The following is a 21,005-nucleotide window of genomic DNA, read 5'->3' as shown; positions in this document are numbered from 1 at the left end:
ATTAGGAATAGCCATAATTGTGTCTGGAATTTGAAATTTGTGCTTAATTTAGGTCCATCACCATAACGTGGGGGGATTTCCGTTCCGGCTAACTTATATACATGGTATACATTTTAACAAATGTCACCCTCAACTTTATAAGCCTTAATTTGAGCATAATGCTTATAAGTTATTCGTTATTGATGATGATGCCTTCAGACTAACCTTCTTATTTTAGAAAAGTGATAACTGATTAGCATCAGGCATTCCCTCTAAACAGCCCAATTGATCCATGTATTCTATTAATGTCTTGGAGACACGACCGCGTTGCTGTAAATCTTCCTTCGATAAAAATTCCCCGTTCTCACGTGCTGCCACAATTGTTTTCGCAACGTTCGTACCAAGTCCAGGAATCGCATCGAATGGTGGAATTAAAGAGTTCCCATCAATTACAAATTCACTAGCCTGCGAACGATATAAGTCCACCTTTTGGAAGCTCATACCGCGCTCACACATTTCAAGTGCTAGTTCCATCACAGTTAATAGGTTTTTTTCTTTTGTTGAAGCATCTAAGCCTTTTATATTGATCTCATCAATTTTTGCACGAATCATTTGCGAGCCTTGTACCATCGCAATTAAATCAAAATCATCTGCGCGCACTGTGAAATACGCTGCATAGTAAAGTATCGGGAAGTGTACCTTAAACCAAGCGATACGAACTGCCATTAAAACGTAAGCAGCAGCGTGGGCTTTCGGGAACATATATTTTATCTTTTTACATGATTCAATATACCAGCCTGGCACCTTATTCGCTAGCATCTCTGCTTCAAACTCTTCAGATAATCCTTTCCCCTTACGCACGGACTCCATAATTTTAAACGCCAGTGACGGTTCTAACCCTTGGTAAATTAAATACACCATGATATCGTCACGACAGCCAATTACTTCTTTCAGTACACATGTACCATTTTGAATTAATTCTTGTGCATTACCAAGCCACACGTCCGTTCCATGTGAAAGTCCTGAAATTTGCACAAGCTCCGAGAATGTTGATGGCTTTGTATCTTCAAGCATTTGGCGCACAAAGCGAGTACCAAATTCAGGAATCCCAAGTGTTCCCGTCTTACAGCCAATTTGTTTTTCTGTTACGCCTAAAGATTCTGGAGAACTAAAGATTTTCATAACGACTGGATCATCTGTTGGAATGGTTTTTGGATCTATTCCTGATAAATCCTGCAACATCCGAATCACAGTCGGATCATCGTGCCCGAGAATATCGAGCTTTAAAATATTATCGTGAATGGAATGGAAATCAAAGTGCGTTGTACGCCATTCTGCATCTTGTGCATCCGCAGGAAATTGCACTGGTGAGAAGTCGTAAATATCCATATAGTCCGGTACTACGATAATTCCTCCTGGATGCTGTCCTGATGTACGTTTTACGCCTGTACAACCTTGCACTAACCGATCTACCTCAGCACCGCGGAAGTGTAGGTTGTTATCATTAGCATAGCCCTTTACGTAGCCATACGCTGTTTTCTCTGCAACTGTACCGATTGTCCCGGCACGATATACATAATCTTCACCGAATAGTACCTTCGTATAGTTATGAGCTTGTGGTTGATATTCACCAGAAAAGTATGACGATAGGTAAACATTTGATATTATCTCCAGCTCTTCCCCCGTCCCACACCGTACGTGACCCTTTCGGCGTCATACGGCGTTCCATCGTTAACTTTGTTGAAATTTATAAACTAAGCTTTGGATTTCCTACTTCCGTTCTTAGTTCGTTTATTTTATTTATTGCTTTCTTTTCGAATCGAGCTTTGAACAGACACATGTTTTAAATCTTTGAATTAAGGACCTGTAAATTCAGGCTTTCTCTGTCCTCGTATATCATGTCGAATTGCTTCAATAGGATATACCAGCAATTCATTACTTTTAAATGACTCATCACCATAACGTGTGGTTGATTTCCGTTCCAGCTGGGCGCTTTGTTGCTGCCGCTACGCTTTCGCACAGATAAAACATTTGCCGCTGACGCTTCGCTTTCGCGCAGATAAAACATTTGCCGCTGACGCTTCGCTTTCGCGCAGATAAAACATTTGTAGCTGCCGCTTTGCTTTCGCTATAGAAAACATTTGTAGCTGCCGCTTTGCTTTCGCACAGAGCAAAGCTTCCTGGGGGCGTCCGATGAGCCGCTTGGGCCAACAGATGTTTTTTGCGCGAAAGCATAGTGCTAACGTAGCGGCAGCAGAGGGTTTTGTTTGTGCGAAAGCGCAGCGACAGCAACAGCACCGATGTTGGTCACGAAGGCGTTATCACAGGACGTGATGTTTTTAGCCTTCGTTCCTCTATCGCTGATCCCCAAGGAGTCGCCCAGTCGTAACGAAGATCAACTTATATTACAAGGCATATGTTTTAACAAATGTCATTCACAAATTTTGGTGATGTGCCTTTTAAATCTTCACTTGTGATATCTGTAAAGTACCAACCCTTTTCGCTTTCTTTAAAAAGGTTATCAAATGACTCTTGTAAACCAAAATATTCGTTATTTCTTAACTTTTGAATCATTAAGTCAGCCAACTAATCACTTCCTTTACGAAGTTTTCGTTCTCTTTAGTCATACACGAATCTGACTTATTGTAGGTTTTGTTTCAACGTTAACGACTTGTGCCCTTCCCTCTGAAATGTTTTTCCCTCCGACTTATTGGTTATTCAGTCATCAACAGCATTTCTTCGTCAGTACTACGGCACTACTGCCACTCCTTTAAAGTATGTTATAGCCATTTTGCCTTTCCATACACCGTCGTCATTGAAGTGCAATCTTCTCTTACGTTAGGAGTTTCACACGTTCCACTATTTCTATCTGTACATAATTCCCTTAGGTTCCCTCTAAATTCCGCTAGGCTGGATTGTGCCTGTAACACAATATGGATTTTCATAACCTAACACTTACTCATCCACACCTAGAAGTCCTAACTGGACCCTGCAGCATTTCTACTACGTGACATTCACGAAAAGTCAGTCGAGGGTTCGTCTCGATTATTCTACCGCTTCTAACCATAGGAATTTTATAGACGCCAGACCTATCATTCACAAGAGATTTCTATCCCTCTTTCCACAGCTGACTGTTTGGGTGAACTTCAGCCTACTTTAACGAGCTTCAAACGTTTTTGGTGTTTGCAATACCGTCCACGCTTGTCGTAGCTTCAGCGAGTGTGTTTCAAGGCGTTACTCTCTCATTCCACACTTCGAAATAGCAGTTCTACCAATGAAGGTGGTTAACCTTTTCAGTTAACAACGTGTCGCACTCAAATCGATATCAGGTACCTTATCTCCTTTAAATCCAAGGAACGTTTCGAATGGAATATCTTGTCCATCCTTTTTATACGGTGTTCCACATTCCGTACAATCTTTATTTGGTAAGTCAAAACCTGAGCTTACTGAACCATCATTAAAAAACTCGGAATGCTTACAATTTGGACAAATATAATGAGGTGGAAGTGGATTTACCTCAGTAATCTCCATAAAAGTTGCCACTAATGAAGATCCAACAGAACCACGAGAACCTACTAAATAACCGTCCGCTAATGATTTTTTAACAAGCTTCGCAGAAATTAAATAAATTACTCCAAAACCATGGCCTAAAATTGACTTTAATTCTTTTTCAATTCGAGCCTTGACGATTTCTGGTAGCTCTTCTCCGTATATATGATGAGCCATTTCATAGGTTAAATTTGTGACCTCATCATCTGAGCCTTCAATTTTCGGTGTGTATAAATCATCTTTAATTGGTTTAACATCACCAATCATATCTGCGACTTTTTGAGAGTTGGTGACAACTACCTCTTTTGCAAGATCCGGTCCTAAAAAATCAAATTCCTTAAGCATTTCATCAGTCGTTCTAAAATGAACCTCAGGTAGCTTTGATCTATTTAATATATTGGCACCACCTTGTGAACCAACTAGTATTTGTCTGAACATCCCGTCTGTTGGATCTAAATAATGCACATTACCGGTTGCTACAACTGGTTTATCGATCTTCTTCCCTAGCTTTACTAACTTGCGAATAATATCTTCAAGTGTCCATTCATCACGTACGACATTGCGCTCAATTAATGGTGCATACACTGCCTTAGGTTGAACTTCAATATAATCATAAAATCTCGCAATTTTCTCTGCTTCCTCTGGGGATTTATTCATCATGGTCTCAAATAATTCACCATTACTACAGCCTGAGCCGACTAATAATCCTTCTCTATATTGCTCTAGGACCGCCCGTGTTACACGAGGTACACGATAGAAAGTTTTTGTATGGGAATGGGAGACTATTTTAAATAAATTTTTTAGTCCAACATTATCTACCGCTAATATTGTGCAGTGCATTGGTCGTCCCTTTTTATAAGCATCCCCACCACCAACATGCTTATTAAAGTCGTCGTGGTATTTAATATCTAATTCATCTGCATCTTTTAACAGCTGTAAAAGTAAATAACCCGTTGCCTCTGTATCATAAATAGCCCGGTGATGCTGGGTTAATTCAATATTGAATTTTTTACAAAGTGTATTTAAACGATGGTTTTTCATCGTTGGATAAAGCATTCTCGCAAGCTCCAACGTATCAATGACTGGATGAACTGTTTCCTCTAGCCCAAATTTTTTATAGCCTGTGTATAAAAAGCCCATATCAAACGATGCATTATGGGCTACTACTATGCAATCTCCGATAAATGCATGGAACTCTTTAATGACTTGCTCCACTTCTGGCGCGTTACGTACCATATCATCTGTAATGCCTGTCAGTTCAATGGTCGTCGCAGAGAGTGGGTGATGTGGATTGGCAAAGCTTTCGTATTTGTCGATAACATTTCCATCTTTAATTTTCACCGCGGCAAGCTCAATAATAGTATCGTAAGCAGTAGATAGACCTGTCGTCTCTACGTCAAACACGACATAGGTAGTATCAGCTAATAAACGGTTCTCAGGTGCATAAGCAATCGGTACACCATCATCTACTAAATTAGCTTCCAAGCCATAAATAACTTTGATACCATACTTTTTCCCTGCTGCATAAGCATCTGGGAAGGATTGCACAACAGCATGGTCAGTAATAGCCACGGCTGGATGACCCCACTTTGCAGCCTGCGCAACAAGTCTATCAACTGGTGTTACAGCGTCCATTTGACTCATTGGTGTATGCAAATGCAATTCTACCCGCTTTTCTCCCTCTGGAGCCTTGTCCTGTCGTGTTTCTTTTTTGATTTCATTAATATCGTTGGCCATGATGATTAGATCTCGAATGAATGTGTCAGTTTGTACGGAACCGCGGACTTTTACCCACATTCCCTTTTTCAAATATTGCATTAGCTCTGCATCATCATTATCGCGTGAGAACATCTTTACAATGATGGAATCCGTATAGTCGGTAATTTTAATTTGCAATAAAGAACGGCCACTTTTTAGTACTTTGATTTCTGTATCAAATACAAAGCCTTCAACGATAACACGACGTTCTTCCTCAACAATGCGTTTAATTTCCATGGTTTCATCGTCTTTAATTAACATACCCAGCTGGAATGGACGGTCACCCAGGTTGGCAAGGGCTGGATTTTCCTTCTTCTCCTTCTCTCGTTTTTGGAAATCTTGTATCGCTTGCTGAGCTAAAACTGCCTCCTCTAAGCGCCTCTGTTCCATGAAAGCTTCCTGTGCCGCAATCATTTCTTCCGTTTTATCTTGAAGCACGAAATCTATCACAATGTGTGGAAAGCCGAATTGACCATAACTTTCGGAAAGCTTTTCTGCATACTTTGTTTTCAGCATCATAAATTCCATTTCTTGCATGCAAGATAAAGTAATTTTTTGCCCATTCCACATAGGCGTTTGTGATACTAGGCAATTTTTTAAAGTTGGCGCCATTTCATCTATTTGCTCTACTACAGTTAACCAATATCCTTGAACAAGTTCCTCTGTCACATCTTTTTCTACCGTCTCAAAAGTTGTATGGATTTGAGCGATAGCTGAAAATTTTTCGGTCAAACGAGTACGAAAAAGTTGGTATAGCTGAAAAGGAAGTATACCTCGTAATTTAATGTTAAAATGCCATAGCCTGTTCTTTTTGTGTACGGTTAGCCGTGATAATTCACCTTCTTCAAAAAAGGACATATACACGTCATCTGTTAACTCTAGTTGCTGCAAGAGCATTTGAAACCTCGTTCTTGCTTCTTGTTGCTGTTCCAATCTATTGACACCTACTTTCAGAAAGAGGCAATGTTAAAAGCCCCTTGTTTTATTTCCTCATCAATGTTTACGATTAAAATTCGAAAAAAATCCGCTCCCTTTCCCCGGGTGGTCTACAAGCTTCACAGATTCTAAACATCTATGAATTCATAACTTGGCTCGCTGTCCCCGAGGAGTGGTGCGAATTTTCTTGTCTATTTGATGCTATTTACATCCTTTTCGGGACAAATCGTTTTAAAGGAAATTAGTTTTTGCGGAAAAATTCATTTAAGCGATCAATGACCTCTTCTTTTTTCCATTCGAACGTTTCACCTGTTTGACGGAATTTCACTTCAACAATACCTTCAGTTGCTTTTTTACCTACTGTTACACGGACAGGTAATCCAATTAAATCAGCATCTGCAAATTTAACACCGGCGCGCTCAGCACGATCATCTAATAGCACGTCGTAACGGTAAGATTTCAATAAGCCATACAGCTCATCAGCTAAGGCTACTTGTGTTTCATCCTTTGTATTAACAGGTACAACATGGATATCATAAGGAGCTAATTGCGTTGGCCAAGTGAAACCATTGTCATCTTGGAAATGCTCAGCAACAGCAGCTAAAATACGTGATACACCAATACCATAGCAGCCCATAATAAATGGCTGTGCCTTACCTTGCTCGTCTAAGAATGTACCGTTCATTTTTGCAGAGTAAGTTATTCCTAATTTGAAAATATGACCAACCTCGATACCTTCAGCAAATTTGATAATACCTTGTCCGTCTGGAGATGGATCACCCTCTTGAATAAAACGAATATCTAAATATTCATTTACTGCAAAATCACGCTCAGGATTTACATTTACTAAGTGGAATCCATCCTCGTTTGCACCAGCGACACCATTGCGAATAGATTTAATCGCATTGTCAGCTACTACTTTTACGTCTACTGGTAATTTAACAGGACCGATTGAGCCAATGCCACAGCCTAATAAATCACGGATCGCTGCTTCACTAGCAAGTTCAACAGAACCAGCATCAAGCGCATTTTTCAGTTTAATATCATTAATTTCGTGATCTCCACGAGCAAGTACAACGACTAATTCACCGTCAACATCAAAGACTAATGATTTAATGACATTTGAAGGCTCAACATTTAAGAAAGCTGATACTTCTTCGATTGTTTTTTGGTCTGGTGTTGCCAATTTTTCAAGCTCTTTTAATGCTGCATCTGATGGTTGATAGTCTACAAGAACTTCTGCCATTTCGGTGTTCGCAGCATAATCAGACGTGTCAGAATATGCAATTGTATCTTCCCCAATTTCAGAAAGCACCATAAATTCATGAGTACCCTTCCCACCAATTGAGCCTGCATCTGCAATAACTGCACGATAGTTTAGACCAAGACGAGAGAAAATATTTGAATAGGCACGATACATATCATCATATGTTTCATCTAAGCTTTCACGCGATGCATGGAAAGAATATGCATCTTTCATAATAAACTCTCTGCCTCGTAGTAAACCAAAGCGAGGACGTTTTTCATCACGGAATTTAGTTTGAATTTGATAAAGTGTTAACGGTAATTTTTTATATGATTTAATTTCATCACGTACTAAAGTTGTAATCACTTCTTCATGTGTTGGTCCTAATGCAAAATCACGATCATGACGGTCCTTCAAACGCATTAATTCTGGGCCGTATTTTTCCCAACGGCCGGATTCCTGCCAAAGTTCCGCAGATTGTAATGAAGGCATTAAAAGCTCAACCGAATTGATTGCTTCCATTTCTTCACGAATAATATTTTCTATTTTTGTTAACACACGTTTCGCAAGCGGTAAATACGAGTATACCCCACTTGTATTTTGACGAATAAACCCTGCACGTAGTAATTGCTTATGTGATTTTACTTCTGCATCAGCAGGTACTTCACGTAGCGTTGGGATAAATGTTTTACTTTGCTTCATTCAGTGTTCCACCTTTTTTAATAGATAAGTTTTTATACTCTAATTAGCATAAACAAATTTAGCTTTGAACGCAATGTTTCAAAAAAATTGCGCTCAAAGCTATGTTTTCAATCAGTTTCACTTGGAAAATTTAACTAAATTTAGTTAAAAGAAAAATCTTTGTATATCGTTCCATGTAACTACGACCATTAGTATCATCAATAGTACGATACCTACAAAATGCACAAGCCCCTCTTTTTGACGATCAATTGGTTTGCCTCTTACTGCTTCGAAGCCGAAGAATAATAGGCGACCACCGTCAAGTGCTGGAAGCGGTAGTAAGTTCATAATTCCAAGGTTAATACTTAACATCGCAGCCCAATTCATGAGATTTATGAATCCATATTGAGCTACCTGCTCTGTCGCTTTATAAATACCTACTGGACCTGAAAGAGCATCTATAGTGAATTTACCGGTAATTAACATACCAAGTAATTCAAAGATTCGAACAGTCATACTATAGGTTTCTTGAGCGCCATAAACAACAGCCTTTAATGGATTAAATTCACGTGGGCTCTCATACTTAACCCCTATTTGACCATATTTTTCGCCATCTTGTTTTATTTCTTTTACCGTCATATTTAAGTTAACTTGCTGACCATTTCGTTCAACTGTAACAGTTATATCTTCACCTGGGTGATCTTGTACAATAGCAGCTAAATCTTGCCATTTTTCAACTACTTGTCCATCAATGCCAACTACTCTATCACCTGCAAGCATTCCTGCCTGTGCAGCTGGATCATTTTCTACTACCTCTGTTATGATTGGCTCATAGGTAGGTACACCATGGAATAACCCAATCAGCAAATAAATAACAAATGCTAAAATAAAATTAAACAATGGGCCTGCAAAGATTGTCATGGCGCGTTGACCGACTGTTTTAGCGTTAAATTGACGATCATACGGTGCAATTAACGTTTCTCTACCGTTTTCCACGAGAATACAATCTCTTGCAACATTATAACGAATTAATTTTTCTTCTTCATCATAACCTTCCACAAACAATTCTTTTTCTAAATCAGCATGTTCAATTTCTAAAAATAATAAATCTGGTAATTGCTTATTATTTTGATTAAAGATAATTTTCTTGACAACATTATCTTCATCTACAATAAGCCCTACTCGGTAGCCCGGCTGTAATTCGGTGCCATCCATGTCCTCACCAGCCATACGAACGTAACCACCTATTGGTAATAAACGTATCGTATAGATTGTTTCACCATGTGTTTTCCCATAAATTTTCGGTCCCATACCAATGGCGAATTCACGAACCATAATTCCTGCGCGTTTCGCAAACAGGAAGTGACCAAGTTCATGGAAGAATACGAGCATGCCAAATATTAAAATAAATGCAATGGCTGTTTGCATAATACCCCACCTTTAAAGTGAATAGTTAATGATATCTCTCTCGTTATTTTACCATGTCTAACACTGTTTTTCTTGTTTCACTGTCTACCTGTAAAATTGTTTGTAAATCCGGCACTAATATATTGTTATGCGCCTGCATTACACGCTCAATCGTTTCGTCAATTTCAAGGAATGTTATGTTGCCCTGTAAAAATGCCGCAACTGCCGCTTCATTCGCTGCATTCATTGCTGTTAAGATTGTACCACCTGTACGTCCAGCCTCGTATGCTAGACGCAATGCTGGATAACGTTCAAAATCCATTTCTTTAAAATGTAACTGACCAATTTGTGCTAAATTAAGTCGTTGTCCGTTATGCAGCGGCATACGATCTGGATAGCTTAATGCATATTGGATAGGTACACGCATGTCCGGTGTACCGAGCTGTGCAATGACACTAGTATCATGATACTCAACTAGGGAGTGAATAATACTTTCTCTATGCAAAAGTACATCAATTTTATCATAAGGCATATCAAATAAGACATGTGCTTCAATGACTTCTAGTCCTTTATTCATCATTGTAGCTGAATCTATCGTAATTTTCGCACCCATTGACCAGTTCGGATGATTTAGTGCATCTGCAACCGTTACATGCTTCAATTCCTCACGTGTTTTGTCACGGAAGCTACCACCAGAAGCTGTAATGATTAAACGTTCAATATTTTTTGGATTTTCACCATTCATCGATTGGAAGATTGCAGAATGCTCACTATCAACCGGTAAAATTGTTGCATTGTATTTCTTTGCCTCTGCCATCACTAAATGCCCAGCGGTTACGAGTGTTTCCTTATTGGCAATAGCAATTGTTTTACCCATGCGAATTGCGGCTAATGTCGATTCTAGTCCGACACTTCCAAGAACAGCGTTGACAAGCACCGTAGAATCAGGATGTGTAGCAACCTCTACAAGCCCTTTCGCACCAAACGTAAAATGAACTTGCGGATACTCTTTAGCGAGCGTAAGTGCATCTTCTTCTAATTGAACAGATACAAGCTCAGGCGTCAAAGTTTCGATCATTTCACGAGTTTTTTCGATGTTTTTCCCTGAAGAAAACGCCACTAAATGAAAGGCATCGCGTTGTTCTTTTAAAATATCATAGGTTTGCCAACCGATTGAACCAGTTGCACCAAGTAAACTTATTTTTTTCACGACAAATTGTCCCCTTTTTCTATCTAAGCAAATGATATAGCACGATTATTCAACCACTCTAATTAGAGGAAATACTACTACAGTTCCTAGCTACCAAAAAGTATGAAAAAAATGTAGTAAAGGCACGACGAATAAAAGACTATCAAAGCGGTCTAATATACCGCCATGCCCAGGTAAAATATTTCCTGAATCCTTTACGTCAAAATGACGCTTTATAGCAGATTCCACTAGATCACCCATTTGGCCAATAATTGACGCAAAGATTGTGATGAAAATAAGTGAGACATAACCCTTTGCAAATGGATAAATTGCTTGCATCGCGACAGCAAAAATTACTGCAATGACAATTCCCCCCACAAAACCTTCCACGGTTTTCTTCGGTGAGATTTCAGGCCATAGCTTATTTTTGCCAAGTTTTCTTCCGACAAAATATGCACCTGAGTCAGTTGTCCAAACTACAAGCAAACAATATACGACAAACTCTAGACCGTAATATCGTGTTTCGATTAAATAATGGAAGCCTAACCCGACATAAAACGCTCCTAATAAAATAAAAGCAACTTCATCAAATGTAATTTTATTTTTTACAAGGACTACGTATATGAGCAATAGCATCATTAGACCATACACAACCATTAAATCGGAGGAATAGCCAATTGCATCTACTACCTTACTTGACCAGTCCTTTGGTATAACAAGCAGTATTAATGTTAGTAGCCCTAAAAAACCAGGCACTGAAAAAAGTGAAATACCTTTCATTTTTAGTATTTCATAAAAGCCGACAACAGCCATTGCAAGCACAAGTAGTGTAAATGGCACTTTTCCATAAATAACGAATGGAATAAATAGCGCTGCTGCAACTATTGCTGTGATAATTCGTTGTTTCAAGTTGTTTCTTCTCCCTTCAACCCACCGTAGCGGCGATTACGTTTCTGGTAGTTTTCCACCGCTTCCAGTAAGTTTTCCTCACTAAAATCTGGCCACAATGTATCTGTAAACCAAAATTCTGTATAGGCGAGCTGCCATAACATAAAGTTACTTAATCGTACTTCACCACTTGTACGAATTAATAGATCTGGCTCTGGCAGATGGGCCGTCATTAAATGAGATGTCAAGCATTCTTCTGTTAAATCTTGCATCGTTAATTGACCGTCCTGCACCTTTTGAAGCATTGCTTTCATGGCACCAACCATTTCTGAACGACTTCCATAATTCAGGGCAAAGTTCAAAATTAACCCTGTATTATGCTTCGTCTCTTCCATCGCCTCATACAATGCTTTTTGTGTATGTGCAGGCAATAAAGATGGATCTCCAATCATTTCAACACGTACATTACGTTCCATCATTTCAGGTAAAAAGGAACCTAAAAATTCAACAGGTAGACGCATTAGAAAATCGACCTCTGGTTTTGGTCGCTTCCAATTTTCTGTAGAGAACGCATACACCGTTAAAACTTTAATACCTAGATCTGATGCAAATCTAGTTACCTTTCGTACCGTCTTCATACCTTCATGGTGACCAGCAACACGTGGCATGGCACGTTTCTTCGCCCAACGTCCATTTCCGTCCATAATAATCGCTACATGGGCAGGAATCGGCTCGTTTTTAGCAAGGGCAACACGTTCCTCCAATGATAGTGTATCCATTTTTATTTGTTTACCTAATAGCTTTTTAAACATGCTAACTCCCCCACTACAACTAATCGGACGTATACTAACCTATCATAACAAAAAAAAGCGCTTTTTGTCTTTTTTTTCCCTCTAAATTGACTATGTATGGACTAGCTCATTTTAGAACTACACACATTTTAGACTTTTCACCATAACGTGGGGTTGATTTTCGTTCCGACTGGCGCTTTCCTGGGGCGTCCGATGAGCCGCTTCACTTGCGCTCCAGGGTCTCGGGCCAACAGATGTTTTTTGCGCGAAAGCGCAGCGGCAGCAGAGGGTTTTGTTTGTGCGAAAGCGCAGCGACAGCACCGATGTTGGTCACGAAGGCGTTATCACAGGACGTGATGGTCTTAGCCTTCGTTCCTCTATTGCTAATCCCCAAGGAGTCGCCCAGCCTCCACTGCAATCAACTTATCCACGAGACATATGTTTTAACTTATTTCATCCCCAACTTTTGGTGATGAAATAAGTTAAACAATTACAGGTTTGAATGTATGAAGCTTCACTAGATTTTTCACATAATAACTTAACAGTAAAGAGAAAAGACGTCCTGATATATAGGACGCCTCCATCTCATCAAAAAGTTCCATCATAGACATACAAAGCGAGTTGCTTACACATCTAGAATTTCTTTTTCTTTTTCTTTCGTTACTTGATCTACTTTAACAATGAATTCATCCGTTAATTTTTGAATATCTTCACCGTAGCCACGTAGACCATCTTCTGTGATTTCGCCAGCTTTTTCAAGTTTTTTCAGATCATCATTAGCATCGCGACGAACATTACGTACAGCGATTTTTGCATCCTCTGCTTCTTTTTTCACTTGCTTCACAAGATCTTTACGACGCTCTTCTGTTAAAGCCGGGATCATTAAACGAATAACAGATCCATCATTTGTTGGTGTAATACCAATATCTGATTTCATAATCGCTTTTTCGATTTCACCTAAGATTGTTTTATCGTAAGGTGTAATAACTAATAAACGCGCTTCTGGTACCGAAACACCTCCAAGCTGATTAATCGGTGTTGGTGCACCATAATAATCAACCGTAATACGATCTAATAGAGAAGCATTTGCACGACCTGCACGGATTGAAGCTAGTTCACGTGAAAAAGCGGCAATTGTTTTGTTCATTTTTTCTTTAGCTTGTTCTAAAACTTGTTTAGCCATTATACATTCCTCCTAACAACTGTTCCAATTTTCTCGCCTTGTACGGCACGTTTAATATTACCTGGTTCCGTAATTGAGAAGACAATTAACGGAATATCGTTATCCATACATAAAGTAGAAGCTGTTGAATCCATTACTTGTAAGCCCTGTTGAATAACGTCTAAGTAAGTGAGTGTATCATATTTAACGGCAGTTGCATCTACTTTCGGATCTGCAGAATAAACACCATCTACATTATTTTTCGCCATTAAAATCGCATCTGCGTCGATTTCAGCCGCTCGTAACGCAGCTGTAGTATCAGTAGAGAAGAATGGGTTACCTGTACCTGCTGCAAAAATTACTACACGTTTTTTCTCTAGATGACGAACTGCTTTACGGCGAATATATGGCTCTGCTACTTGTGTCATCACAATTGAAGATTGTACACGTGTTTCAATTCCTAATTTTTCAAGGGCATCTTGTAAAGCTAAGGAGTTCATAACCGTTGCTAGCATTCCCATATAGTCGGCTGCTGCACGATCCATCCCCATTTCACTACCGATTTTTCCGCGCCATATATTACCGCCACCTACAACAACAGCAACTTCTACATCAAGATCTACTACTTCTTTTACTTCTTCTGCAACAGACTTGATTATTTTTGGTGATAAACCGAAGCCCGCTTCTCCAGCTAACGCTTCACCACTTAATTTTATAACTACTCGTTTATATTGTGGCACACTCATTGTAAACCTCCGTCAGACTTTATTTAAAACAACTCTATTCCCTTTTCCATTATAGTATAAATAACAATAATTGCTAGTTATGAATAAGGCAAAATAGAAAATTATATGGCTCATTACACCATAAAGTTGGTTGATTTCCGTTCCCGCTGGGCGCTTTGTTGTTGCTGTCGCTTCGCTTTCGCACAGTTAAAACATTGTTGCTGTCGCTTCGCTTTCGCACAGATAAAACATTGTTGCTGTCGCTTCGCTTTCGCACAGATAAAACATTGCCGCTGACGCTTCGCTTTCGCGCAGATAAAACATTGTTGCTGTCGCTTCGCTTTCGCACAGATAAAACATTGCCGCTGACGCTTCGCTTTCGCGCAGAGCTTCCTGGGGGCGTCGGGCCAACACGAGGTTGGTCATGAAGGCGTTATCACAGGACGTGATACTTTTAGCCTTCATTCCCCTATCCGCTTCATTCCAAGGTCTCATCTGTGACGCTGATCCCCAAGGAGTCGCCCAGCCTTCACCCCAATCAACTTATATAAATAGCATACATTTTTAACAAATATCAGCCACAACTTTTGCTAATGAGCCAATTATATCTTTTTTTCGCTCATTTCGGAAAAATAGGGAACACGCTATGTTGTGTTCCCCATTTTTTTCTAGAAAATCTAGATATTATTTGATTAAGATCAAATGCAAGCTAAATTAGTTACCTTTAACTTGGCTCATTACTTCTTCAGCAAAGTTATCTTCACGTTTTTCGATACCTTCACCTACAGCATAACGTACGAAACCATTTACAGAACCGCCAGTTGATGCAACGAAATCACGTACTTTTTGATCTGAGTTTTTAACGAATGTTTGGTCAAGTAAGCAAACCTCTTCGAAGTATTTACCAAGACGACCTTCAACCATTTTTGCTACGATGTTTTCTGGTTTACCTTCGTTAAGAGCTTGTTCAGTTAATACTTTACGCTCACGTTCAACTTCATCTGCAGAAACTTCATCGCGAGAAACGTAAGTAGGGTTAATAGCTGCGATATGCATAGCAACGTCTTTTGCAGCAGCAGCATCTGTAGAACCTTCTAAAGAAACTAACACACCGATACGACCGCCCATGTGTAAATAAGAACCGAATGCATCTGCATCAGTTTTTGTTTTCACTTCGAAACGACGAAGAGTGATTTTTTCACCGATTGTTGCAACTGCAGTTGAAATTTGGTCAGCAATTTTCACACCTTCAGCATTTGCAAGCTCTAAAGCAGCTTCTACTGTTGCAGGTTTAGCAGCAAGTAATTGCTCAGCTAAAGAAGCAACTAATACTTGGAATTTATCGTTTTTAGAAACGAAATCTGTTTCAGCATTTACTTCAAGGATGATTGCTTCGTTACCTTGTTCTAAAATGAAAGTTGTACCTTCTGCAGCGATACGGTCAGCTTTTTTAGCAGCTGAAGAAAGACCTTTTTCACGTAGGAAATCGATTGCAGCATCAATATCGCCATCAGTTTGTACTAACGCTTTTTTACAATCCATCATTCCAGCGCCAGTTTTTTCACGTAATTCTTTTACTAATTGTGCAGTAATGTTTGCCATTTAGTGTTTCCTCCTCAAATTGGTTGTACAAATTTTAGTGATAGGTTCTAAAAAAGGTGATAAGGGTCCTGAGCCACTTATCACCTTTTTGTAAACGTGAATTACTCAGCAGCAGCTTCTACAGCTGGAGCTTCTTCTTCACCTTGTTTTGACTCGATTAAAGCGTCAGCCATTTTAGCAGTTAAAAGTTTAACAGCGCGAATAGCATCATCATTAGCAGGAATTACGTAGTCGATTTCATCTGGATCACAGTTTGTATCAACAATACCTACTAGAGGGATGTTTAATTTAATAGCTTCTGCAACAGCAATGCGTTCTTTACGTGGGTCAACCACGAACATTACGTCTGGAAGAGCGTGCATATCACGGATACCGCCTAAGAATTTGATTAGACGTTCGTGTTCTTTTTTAAGTTGGATTACTTCTTTTTTAGGTAGAACTTCAAAAGTTCCGTCTTCTTCCATTTTTTCGATTGCTTTCATACGTGCAACACGTTTTTGAATTGTACCGAAGTTTGTAAGAGTACCACCTAACCAACGTTGGTTGATGTAGTAGTTGCCTGAACGTTCAGCTTCATCTTTGATCGCTTCTTGTGCTTGTTTTTTCGTACCAACGAAAAGAACTTTACCACCGTCTTGACCAACTTGACGCATGAAGTCATAAGCTTCCTCTAATTTTTTAACAGTTTTTTGTAAGTCGATGATGTAGATCCCGTTACGCTCAACGAAGATATATTTCTTCATTTTTGGGTTCCAACGACGAGTTTGGTGACCGAAATGTACACCAGCTTCAAGTAATTGTTTCATAGAAATTACTGACATGTGTATTTCCTCCTAGTATGTTTGGTTTTTATCCTCCGCATTTATCACTTGCAACAAGCTACTCTAGACTTAGAGCACCACTTACTACATCAAAATGCGTGTGTATTAATAACACCATTTGCAACTATATCATAGCTTCACACCATTCGCAACTGTTTTAGCTATGAAATTTCAATAAAAGCTCGATTTCTGTTTTTCCTTTTTGAAGCTGCTTCGCAATTTCCTCTGATGTTTTTCCTTGTTTCGCCAACTGGACAGCTTGTTGTTCTATAGTAAGAGGCTTTGGCTCTTCCATTGGTATTGCTTTGTCTGTTTGTGATGTAGATTGTACCGACTTATTTCCTGACTGTTGATGGCGAGAATAAGCATTTGCTACTATGTTTTTAGGTACATATATACGAGTTTCACTATCTAGATTGGAAGATGCTTCTTTTGTTTTTTCTACCTCTATTTGTTCTTTTGTTGACATAATTTGCTCATCCTGTAGAACAGTTTTAACTTGAGTCGTTGAAACGCTTTGTAATTCTTCAATCAAGCGATTATTTTCATCTTTCACTTCAGCTAAATAGACACTTATAGTATCATCCATTTCACGCATTAAACGTTCTTGCTTTATTTCTAAATCCTTAAATTTTGCTAGTTTTGTATTTAAGATGATGAGGAAATAAAATGAAAGTAGCTGTAAAATAAATAGAACCGCAATTAGTATGATTGTCATAATAAACTCCTATCCACTAAAATCCACGAAATTCCCCTTAAACGGATGCTGCGCCTGCTTCTCTCGCTTCTCGTCATCCTTATTTTTCTTTTTTCGAGTACCTTTGATGTACTCACCACCTGCTTCTTCATCCTCACTAATCTCATCCATACCCTCTGAGGTATTCACAACTTTTTGCTTGCGTTCTATTTCTTTTTTTAACGCTTCATTTGCATGTGCTTGCTGAGCCAAAGTTTGTTGTTGTGCCTGATCTGCCATTTTCCCCGCTTCAAATGTTTTTGGAATAGCTATTTGTAGTTCGACACCCTTTAAACTCATGAGACTCCCTCCTTCTACGGTATGTATAGACGATTATTAGGCATTAATCATTTCATTGGATAATAACTTTCGTAGCTTTAATAGCGCCTTAGAGTGGATTTGTGAAATACGTGATGTCGATAGTTCAAGCATTTCGCCAATTTCTGTTAATGTCAATTCCTCAGTATAAAACAAACTAAGCACTAGCTGTTCTTTATCATTGAGCTTTTGGATATTTTCAGCTAAATCCTCCAGTAGTTCCGCCTTAACAACAGCTTGCTCAGGTGTCTTAGTCGTATCATCACGGATAACAAATGACTTTCCTTCAGTTTCATCTTGATCTTGCTGTTCATTAATGGAAAGAACATTTGAAAAGAAATGTTCCTGTACAGTTTGGTAAACTTCTTCAACGGGTAAAGCCATATGCTCAGCAAGCTCCTCAGGTGTTACATGACGCATATATTTTTGTTCTAACTGTTCAATCTGTGCATCTAATTTTTTCGCCTTCTCACGTGCAGAACGTGGCAACCAATCTTCCTTACGTAAACCATCAATAATGGCTCCTCTTACTCTAAAAGAAGCATATGTATCAAATTTCAAGTCTCGATTAATATCAAATTTATTCAACGCATCAAAAAGTCCTACCATACCTAAGCTCGTTAAATCATCTCGTGATACACTTTTTGGTAAACTCGCACCAATGCGTTGTACATGATAAGATACTAGAGAAATATATTTTTTTATTAGTAAATCACCAGCATCTGGATCACGTTCATATATCCAGCGGTTCCACAGCTTTTGTTCATCGTTCAGAATTGGTTGTGTCATGTAATCCACCTCTCTAAGAAAAACGCATTTACGCGCCTGTTTGCCACTGTCTTATATTTACCTTGATATTTTTTCAACATAAACCAATGTAATTCTTTCCTATATTATAACAAGAATCGACTATAATTTCATTTGTTTCTCCTACTCTATCACAGATTCTTTAAATTTATGTGTCGGGCATTTTTTAGTTTGGACATAGTCAATATTCCTTAAGAAACTAGATAACTACTAAAAATTATTCCGATAAAAACAGAAATCATTCCGATAAATCTTAGAATCTTTCCGATAAAATATAAAATCGTTCCGATAAACCTCGAAATCTTTCCGATAAAACAGAACAATGCGCTAAAGCACTCGTTTACATCCTCCACAGGCAAAAAATTTATAGTTTCCTTAACATTAAAAAGAGCCGCTACTCGCGACTCCCATTTTTAAGCATTATTTACTTGCAGATCATCCTCATGATCCATCATCGTTCGTACAACCTGTGCAATTTCATCTGAGCTTTCATCTTGAAACTCAACGGTTGAGTTAGCCGTCGGTGTTTCTTGATCTTCTTCATTGCGATTGTCAGATTCGTTATCTTCAAGCTCACCTTCAACGACATCTTCATTGCTCTCTGGTGTGAATAAAACATAGGCAATTAAAAACCTTACAATATACATGACGAAAAACACAAGTATCCCCGCTACAAATGATCCTATGATAATACGTAGCGGTGTAATAGGTTTTTGAAATGTACTAAAAAAATATATAGAAAAGGCAATTAACGCTCCCCATAGGTTATAAAAAATAGAACCAAACATTATATTTCGCTCACTCCTTGGTTAACCGTTCGAATATGTAATGTCGACGTCGCAGGATTAAATTCAATTGTTCTACCACTATTACCACCCGTGTCTTCGGCAACTAAAAGAATTCCATGACGCTTTAGCTCATGCTTTACAGCTTCTACATTACGCGGGCCGATACGCATGGAGTCTTTATCTGAAGTAAATTGAAACATCTGCGCACCGCCCGCAATTTTTGCCTTTAGCTTGAATTTTTGAACGCCCTCTAACTTTAATAAGTCAATCATTGCTGCAATGCCTGTGTCAGCAAATTTAGCCACATTTATTGACTCTTGTCTACCTAGACTCGAATCTGGCAACATCACATGTATTAAACCAGCAATTTTTTTTGACTCATCATATAAAATAACACCTACACAAGACCCAAGACCTGATGTTCTTATTGTGTTTGGCAACTTTACTACATCCATTTGTGCAATTCCAACTTTTATAACTTGCCCATTACTACTGTTTAGCATCATCTATGAAACTCCTAATGCTTTAAAAATAGCATCAAATGAGTCTGGGTCTGGTAATAAGAAGAAATGTCCTCTTACGGTTTCTTGATCCTCTACACCGTCTTCAAAAATGGATGTATTTATGACGATAACATTATCGCTAACGTGTGATAATTCAATCAAGCCAATACTAATAATGGCACCAAACATGTCAACACTTAGTCCTGGCACAGTCGGATAAATTTTTAAATTTGTAAAGTCAGATAACGCCGATAAATAAGAGCCAGATAAAATGTTACCCATTTCCTGCATTGCTGATAAACCTAGCTCTGAAACAGGCCGCTTTTTAAAGTCGAATGATTCATCAAATATGAGACGACGGATAAAACGATTTGCTTGCTCAATTGGCAGGATAAAGAACATACTACCTTCAGCATCACCTTCGATGCGCAGATAGATTCCAACAACGACATTTTCAGAACCGCCAGCAAGCTCCATCATGTCATTAAATGATACCATTTCAACCTTTGGTACTCGCATATCAATTTTTTTACCAAGTAAATTGGAGAGTGCTGTCGCAGCATGCGCAGCACCAATATTTCCAATTTCTTTAAATACGTCTAAATGTAGTGATGTAATCTTTTGATTGTATGTCATTATCGATCCCTACTTTAGTGGATTTAGTACTTTCTCTAAATGCAGTAAAATTAATAATCGCTTATCTATTTTAGCCACTCCTGAAATAAACTCCTCTTCAAGTGAGCCCACTACTTCTGGTTGTGGTTCAATTGCGTTTGCAGGGATGTCTAAAACATCATTTGCAGAGTCTACTACGAAGCCTACTTCCATATCCTCTAATGAAATAATGATAATGCGAGTTGTTTCTTCATGCTCAGAGATAGGTAATTCAAATCGTTCCCGTAAATCTACAATTGGTGTTACGACACCTCGTAGGTTTATAACACCTTTTACATATTTCGCCGTTTTTGGTACACGCGTAATATGCATTAGTTTTTCAATACCTTGTACATGTGACACTGGAATCGCATATTCTTTATCTGCTAATTGAAAAACAATCACTTTAATACTTTCTTGTTCCACTGCGTTTGTCATTGTTTACACCTCTCTTATTCATTCACC

General features: G+C 38.7%; 19 protein-coding genes and 2 pseudogenes. All 21 read right to left on the bottom strand.

The genetic code is table 11. The annotated features are described in order from the left end of the window. Nucleotides 1-213: 213 nt before the first annotated feature. Nucleotides 214-1,638: pseudogene (locus AN161_RS10190) on the bottom strand (PolC-type DNA polymerase III); the annotation flags it as partial. 294 nt (nucleotides 1,639-1,932) lie between these two features. Then, nucleotides 1,933-2,214, bottom strand: coding sequence for a hypothetical protein (locus AN161_RS28740; protein WP_143114710.1), 282 nt, complete (start codon nucleotides 2,212-2,214; stop codon nucleotides 1,933-1,935). 186 nt (nucleotides 2,215-2,400) lie between these two features. Further along, the gene (locus AN161_RS29565) at nucleotides 2,401-2,565 is read right to left on the bottom strand and encodes a hypothetical protein (RefSeq protein WP_158003001.1); all 165 of its coding nucleotides are present in this window, start codon (nucleotides 2,563-2,565) and stop codon (nucleotides 2,401-2,403) included. A gap of 726 nt (nucleotides 2,566-3,291) precedes the next feature. Further along, a pseudogene (locus tag AN161_RS10185) lies at nucleotides 3,292-6,219 on the bottom strand (PolC-type DNA polymerase III); the annotation flags it as partial. Nucleotides 6,220-6,463: 244 nt separating this feature from the next. Continuing rightward, nucleotides 6,464-8,170, bottom strand: coding sequence for a proline--tRNA ligase (locus AN161_RS10180; RefSeq protein WP_053594241.1), 1,707 nt, complete (start codon nucleotides 8,168-8,170; stop codon nucleotides 6,464-6,466). 144 nt (nucleotides 8,171-8,314) lie between these two features. Next, complete coding sequence (rseP, locus tag AN161_RS10175) at nucleotides 8,315-9,577, bottom strand: RIP metalloprotease RseP (protein ID WP_053594240.1); 1,263 nt, start codon at nucleotides 9,575-9,577, stop codon at nucleotides 8,315-8,317. 43 nt (nucleotides 9,578-9,620) lie between these two features. Next, the gene (gene dxr, locus AN161_RS10170) at nucleotides 9,621-10,766 is read right to left on the bottom strand and encodes a 1-deoxy-D-xylulose-5-phosphate reductoisomerase (RefSeq protein WP_053594239.1); all 1,146 of its coding nucleotides are present in this window, start codon (nucleotides 10,764-10,766) and stop codon (nucleotides 9,621-9,623) included. Nucleotides 10,767-10,856: 90 nt separating this feature from the next. After that, complete coding sequence (locus AN161_RS10165; protein WP_053594238.1) at nucleotides 10,857-11,654, bottom strand: phosphatidate cytidylyltransferase; 798 nt, start codon at nucleotides 11,652-11,654, stop codon at nucleotides 10,857-10,859. Next, nucleotides 11,651-12,445 (bottom strand): isoprenyl transferase, encoded by a 795-nt coding sequence (locus AN161_RS10160; RefSeq protein WP_053594237.1) that lies wholly within the window; start codon nucleotides 12,443-12,445, stop codon nucleotides 11,651-11,653. Before AN161_RS10160 ends, AN161_RS10165 begins: the two co-directional genes overlap by 4 nt. Nucleotides 12,446-13,049: 604 nt before the next feature. Continuing rightward, nucleotides 13,050-13,607 carry a ribosome recycling factor gene (frr, locus tag AN161_RS10155; protein WP_053594236.1) on the bottom strand — a complete coding sequence of 186 codons (558 nt, stop codon included), beginning with the start codon at nucleotides 13,605-13,607 and terminating at the stop codon, nucleotides 13,050-13,052. Next, entirely contained in the window at nucleotides 13,607-14,332 is a 726-nt protein-coding gene (pyrH, locus tag AN161_RS10150) for a UMP kinase (RefSeq protein ID WP_053594235.1), read from the bottom strand. The genes frr and pyrH overlap by 1 nt, the downstream gene beginning before the upstream one ends. A 186-nt stretch (nucleotides 14,333-14,518) precedes the next feature. Then, a complete protein-coding gene (locus tag AN161_RS10145) occupies nucleotides 14,519-14,806 on the bottom strand; it encodes a hypothetical protein (RefSeq protein WP_053594234.1) in 288 nt (95 codons plus the stop codon). 219 nt (nucleotides 14,807-15,025) lie between these two features. After that, nucleotides 15,026-15,913, bottom strand: a complete 888-nt coding sequence (gene tsf / locus AN161_RS10140) for a translation elongation factor Ts (RefSeq protein WP_053594233.1) — start codon at nucleotides 15,911-15,913, stop codon at nucleotides 15,026-15,028. 101 nt (nucleotides 15,914-16,014) lie between these two features. Next, nucleotides 16,015-16,734, bottom strand: a complete 720-nt coding sequence (gene rpsB, locus AN161_RS10135) for a 30S ribosomal protein S2 (protein ID WP_049668466.1) — start codon at nucleotides 16,732-16,734, stop codon at nucleotides 16,015-16,017. Nucleotides 16,735-16,891: 157 nt separating this feature from the next. Then, nucleotides 16,892-17,452: a hypothetical protein gene (locus AN161_RS10130; RefSeq protein WP_053594232.1), complete on the bottom strand. Its 561-nt coding sequence runs from the start codon at nucleotides 17,450-17,452 to the stop codon at nucleotides 16,892-16,894. Between the two features lie 9 nt (nucleotides 17,453-17,461). Continuing rightward, nucleotides 17,462-17,770, bottom strand: a complete 309-nt coding sequence (locus AN161_RS10125; protein WP_053594231.1) for a hypothetical protein — start codon at nucleotides 17,768-17,770, stop codon at nucleotides 17,462-17,464. 36 nt (nucleotides 17,771-17,806) lie between these two features. After that, the gene (locus AN161_RS10120; protein ID WP_053594230.1) at nucleotides 17,807-18,577 is read right to left on the bottom strand and encodes a FliA/WhiG family RNA polymerase sigma factor; all 771 of its coding nucleotides are present in this window, start codon (nucleotides 18,575-18,577) and stop codon (nucleotides 17,807-17,809) included. A 431-nt stretch (nucleotides 18,578-19,008) separates the two neighbouring features. Next, the gene (locus tag AN161_RS10115; protein ID WP_053594229.1) at nucleotides 19,009-19,383 is read right to left on the bottom strand and encodes a hypothetical protein; all 375 of its coding nucleotides are present in this window, start codon (nucleotides 19,381-19,383) and stop codon (nucleotides 19,009-19,011) included. After that, nucleotides 19,383-19,886, bottom strand: coding sequence for a chemotaxis protein CheD (locus AN161_RS10110; RefSeq protein ID WP_053594559.1), 504 nt, complete (start codon nucleotides 19,884-19,886; stop codon nucleotides 19,383-19,385). The genes AN161_RS10115 and AN161_RS10110 overlap by 1 nt, the downstream gene beginning before the upstream one ends. 3 nt (nucleotides 19,887-19,889) lie before the next feature. Next, on the bottom strand, nucleotides 19,890-20,522 hold the full coding sequence (locus AN161_RS10105) for a chemotaxis protein CheC (protein ID WP_053594228.1): 633 nt from the start codon (nucleotides 20,520-20,522) through the stop codon (nucleotides 19,890-19,892). Between the two features lie 9 nt (nucleotides 20,523-20,531). Beyond that, entirely contained in the window at nucleotides 20,532-20,978 is a 447-nt protein-coding gene (locus AN161_RS10100; RefSeq protein ID WP_053594227.1) for a chemotaxis protein CheW, read from the bottom strand. Nucleotides 20,979-21,005: the final 27 nt, after the last annotated feature.

This window comes from Lysinibacillus sp. FJAT-14222 (genome assembly GCF_001278875.1).
Classification (GTDB): Bacteria; Bacillota; Bacilli; order Bacillales_A; family Planococcaceae; genus Lysinibacillus; species Lysinibacillus agricola.
The sequence above is the reverse complement of the archived record's forward strand: the minus strand, read 5'-3'. Positions and strand labels throughout refer to the sequence as shown.